5 protein-coding genes and 1 pseudogene are annotated in these 3,364 nt (G+C 46.8%); 4 read left to right on the plus strand and 2 right to left on the minus strand.

The window, feature by feature from the left end; all coding sequences use genetic code 11:
* From BP822_RS00005 to BP822_RS00015, 4 genes and pseudogenes are all read left to right on the plus strand, one after another.
* Positions 1 to 1,362: MBL fold metallo-hydrolase RNA specificity domain-containing protein (locus BP822_RS00005; RefSeq protein WP_286877454.1), on the plus strand; the 1,362-nt coding region annotated here is incomplete at its 5' end.
* Between the two features lie 104 nt (positions 1,363 to 1,466).
* A complete protein-coding gene (locus BP822_RS12830; RefSeq protein WP_232844374.1) occupies positions 1,467 to 1,736 on the plus strand; it encodes a winged helix-turn-helix domain-containing protein in 270 nt (89 codons plus the stop codon).
* A 98-nt stretch (positions 1,737 to 1,834) separates the two neighbouring features.
* A pseudogene (locus BP822_RS12835) lies at positions 1,835 to 2,259 on the plus strand (restriction endonuclease); the annotation flags it as partial.
* A 59-nt stretch (positions 2,260 to 2,318) separates the two neighbouring features.
* Positions 2,319 to 2,543 carry a hypothetical protein gene (locus tag BP822_RS00015; protein ID WP_013718803.1) on the plus strand — a complete coding sequence of 75 codons (225 nt, stop codon included), beginning with the start codon at positions 2,319 to 2,321 and terminating at the stop codon, positions 2,541 to 2,543.
* 76 nt (positions 2,544 to 2,619) lie between these two features.
* Here BP822_RS00015 and BP822_RS00020 read toward each other — a convergent pair whose 3' ends face one another.
* Both BP822_RS00020 and BP822_RS00025 read right to left on the minus strand, forming a co-directional pair.
* Positions 2,620 to 2,916 (minus strand): type II toxin-antitoxin system RelE family toxin, encoded by a 297-nt coding sequence (locus BP822_RS00020; protein WP_013718804.1) that lies wholly within the window; start codon positions 2,914 to 2,916, stop codon positions 2,620 to 2,622.
* Between the two features lie 5 nt (positions 2,917 to 2,921).
* A complete protein-coding gene (locus tag BP822_RS00025) occupies positions 2,922 to 3,098 on the minus strand; it encodes a hypothetical protein (RefSeq protein WP_013718805.1) in 177 nt (58 codons plus the stop codon).
* Positions 3,099 to 3,364: the final 266 nt, after the last annotated feature.

Consider the following 3,364-nt stretch of genomic DNA (forward strand, 5'->3'; position numbering starts at 1 on the left):
AAGCTCAATATCTATCGACCGGATCTCATTCCCAGTGATCTTTCTATCAGCCAATACCCATCATTAAATGTTGCTGCTGTTCTCCTCTCTCACGCCCATATGGATCACTGCGGAAACATCGGAATGCTTCGAAAAGACATTCCTATTGTAGCTTCGCCGGAAACCATAGTCATCATGAAAGGAATGCAGGATACCGCCAGCACATCACTAGAAGGTGATACTACTTATTTTTCTCCCAGGCAGCCATCTGATGAGATGGGTTTGTATCTTTCTTCAGTTGCCACCATAAACTACCAGGGCAGAGACTTCTGCTGTACCAAGAAGCCATCCGAGGAGTTGACTAACTTTCTTTCAAGAAGGCCAGGACAAGACGGCAAGAGAGCAAAGAAATTGGAGCCAGGAACATGCAGCTTCTATGATAATGCCGCCTACCCATTCGAGATCTCAGCACATCCTGTGGATCACTCCATCTTTGGGGCAACCGCTTATATCCTGCAAGGAGACACTACAATAGCATACACAGGAGACTTCAGGCTACACGGGAGGAATGGAGACGCAACGCGCGATTTTGTTAAAAAGGCAAAAGACGCATCTATCTTAATCACAGAGGGAACTCGTGCCGGGCGGAATGATTCACCAGATAACGGAACAACATCAGAGAAGTCCGTATGCGAAGTTTGCAGGGACAAGGTAGGGTCAGCATCAGGTCTTATTATCGCAGATTTTTCCGCTCGGAACTTTGAGCGTCTTGAATCCTTCCAAAATATTGCAGAGAAGATGGGCAGAGAGCTTGTAGTGCCAGCTAAGGACATTTATATGCTCCAGGCTCTTGCTTGCATAGATAATGCATGTAAAATGGATTCCTTGCGGGTATACAGCGAGATTGGAAATAAGTCGCGAAAATGGGAGCAGGAAGTAGTTCAACCGTTATTCTTTGATCAATATGTTAACCATGAAACGATACGAGAGAATCCCGATAACTTTATTCTCTGCTTTTCATTCTTCGATATGAAACATCTTCTCGATATAAAACCGAATGGCGGCACTTACATCTATTCTGCTTGCGAGGCGTTCAGCGAGGAAATGGAGATCGATTTTGTGCGGCTTTGGCATTGGCTGGAGCATTTCAAGATAGATCCGGTTGGGTTTTCTGTGGAGAAAGAAGATGGCGGCAATTACTATCCAACCTTTGATAAGCGGTTTCATGCTTCGGGCCATGCATCTCGCGAGGATCTTAAATGGGTTATTGATCAAGTAGATCCAGATTATTTAGTTCCAATTCATACCGAATCGAGAGATTGGTTCGTCAAGAATTTTGAGAATGTAATATTGGTAGATGAAGGGATACCATATGACTTCTGAGAACAAGGTACGATTTTCTTGGGTTCCACAGGATTGTCGAAGAATCGCAATAGCAATACAAATCTGGAGGTCAGATAATGGCAGTTCCTGATTATCAGAGCTTCATGCTGCCGCTGCTCAATTTCGCAGCCGACGGCCTTGAGCACAAACAGAGAGAGGCAAGAGATGCACTCTCCCGCAATTTCAATATAACCGAATCCGATCGAAGGGAGATGCTTCCCAGCGGAAGAATATCATATCAGATATATCTCAATCCAATCAACGGCTCACCTCGTTGTATCCAAGCCACCCCGGCGTTGAGGGGGCCCAGGGCACTCCCGCGGGAGGGCCGGAGGCCCGACTCGCGTCGCCCACTAAAAAATAGTTTGCGTTGATTTAAATTAGCCATAATAATGGCCTGAATTTCTTATAGCGCAGTTCAAACGTTGGCTGAGCCCGCCTGAAGAATTTTTGCATTAAAGTATCACTCCACTTTGAGCATCTGGTGGTGGAGTTATTGGTGGCCATGGGCTATGGCAGCTCTCGCCAGGACGCCGGAGAAGCGGTGGGCGGAAGCGGCGATGGCGGAGTGGACGGCATCATCAAAGAGGACCGGCTCGGTTTGGATGCCATCTATCTGCAGGCCAAGAGATGGGAGGGAGAACTATTGGCAGGCAGGTGGTGCAGGCCTTTGCCGGGAGCCTGGAGGGACACAGAGCCCGAAAAGGCGTGCTCATCACGACATCGCAATTCAGCCCGGATGCACTGGATTACGTCACCAGGATTGAGAAGAAGATCGTGCTGATTGACGGAGAGAAGCTTGCCGAGCTAATGATAGACTATGGGATTGGTGTAACGAATGATGTGACCTATGAGATCAAAAGGCTGGATGCAGACTACTTTGAAGAGGAATTATAGAACTGCTCTTGGCATCAACACCGAAAAATGCTTAACGAATTGGATTGAAGATCAGATAGATGAATGCGAAAGTCGCCGAGATGCCTGGAAAGAAAACGGTACCACCAGAGGAGAATCCAAGAATAGTGGCCGGAACCCTGGAAGGAGAGTCTGAGATCAGAGCAGGTCTAGGAAAGCGATTTCGCAATGCAGATGAGTTTATAGATCATCTAGAGAAACATAAGACTTCGATGGCGTACATTCAGCGTTTATCGCCCGCATTGATCGGAACTTCAAGCGTCTGACCAAGAAGAACAGAGACCTGAGGGATAGGGCGCTAAGAATATCATTGTATTCGGCGTGCATCTAAAACATTATTATTTAATCTCCGATTTCCATTTCCCATCTTGCCATGATTTCCGATGCCTTCTGATAAACAAAATCATGATGATCTACATATAAAAATGTGATTATGTCGCCTTTGACTGCATAGACGATTACATATGGATCCACGTGGGAGCCGCGAGCGTGTCTAAGCTGGTGAAGCTTTGGGGTGCCGATCGATGGATTATCAAGGATTTGCCTTATCTTTTTGAGAAGTCGCACCTCCAGCGCCCTGTTCTTCCTGATGAGCTTCGAAAATTGCTCATCAAACTCGGGTGTGGAGTCGTATTCCATGAGGCTTACTCAAGGTTCTTCAGGTGGTCTAAGAAATCCTCTTTGGTCTTGAAGGTCTTAACTAAACCAGCTTTGTATTGACTGATGCTTCGGGCAAGGCCCGCTTCAAACTCCTGCAAGGCGGCCTCGTTTGCATCCTGGATAACTTCTTGGTTGACTTCTTGGTTCTTTGCCTCTGCCATGAATAGATAATCCTAACTGAAACGGATATATCCCTTTCGGCCTATGGTCCTTCTTGGTAGTCTCCCCAATACGCGTTGTTGATTTCAGGAACAACTAACACCTGGCTACCAAGATTTTAATAGCAAGAATTACCAGGTAATATCGATGTGCGAGGTTCTAGAGCGCCGGATCATAACCCAAGATCTCACTTACGACCTGGAGGAATCTGGCGGTGAGAGAGAGATCACCAGAGGACTTATGAGGCTCTCGCAGCAGGCGCTATCTA

Origin of the sequence: Methanosaeta sp. UBA458 (assembly GCF_002496085.1) — an archaeon.
In the GTDB taxonomy this organism is placed as follows: domain Archaea; phylum Halobacteriota; class Methanosarcinia; order Methanotrichales; family Methanotrichaceae; genus Methanothrix; species Methanothrix soehngenii.

Bases quoted from the DNA above. Each gene is read 5' to 3' on its own strand.
- BP822_RS12830 (WP_232844374.1), top strand. From the start codon at position 1,467: ATGCTGCCGCTGCTCAATTTCGCAGCCGACGGCCTTGAGCACAAACAG.
- BP822_RS00020 (WP_013718804.1), bottom strand. From the start codon at position 2,916: ATGGAATACGACTCCACACCCGAGTTTGATGAGCAATTTTCGAAGCTC.
- BP822_RS00025 (WP_013718805.1), bottom strand. From the start codon at position 3,098: ATGGCAGAGGCAAAGAACCAAGAAGTCAACCAAGAAGTTATCCAGGAT.
- BP822_RS00015 (WP_013718803.1), top strand. From the start codon at position 2,319: ATGAATGCGAAAGTCGCCGAGATGCCTGGAAAGAAAACGGTACCACCA.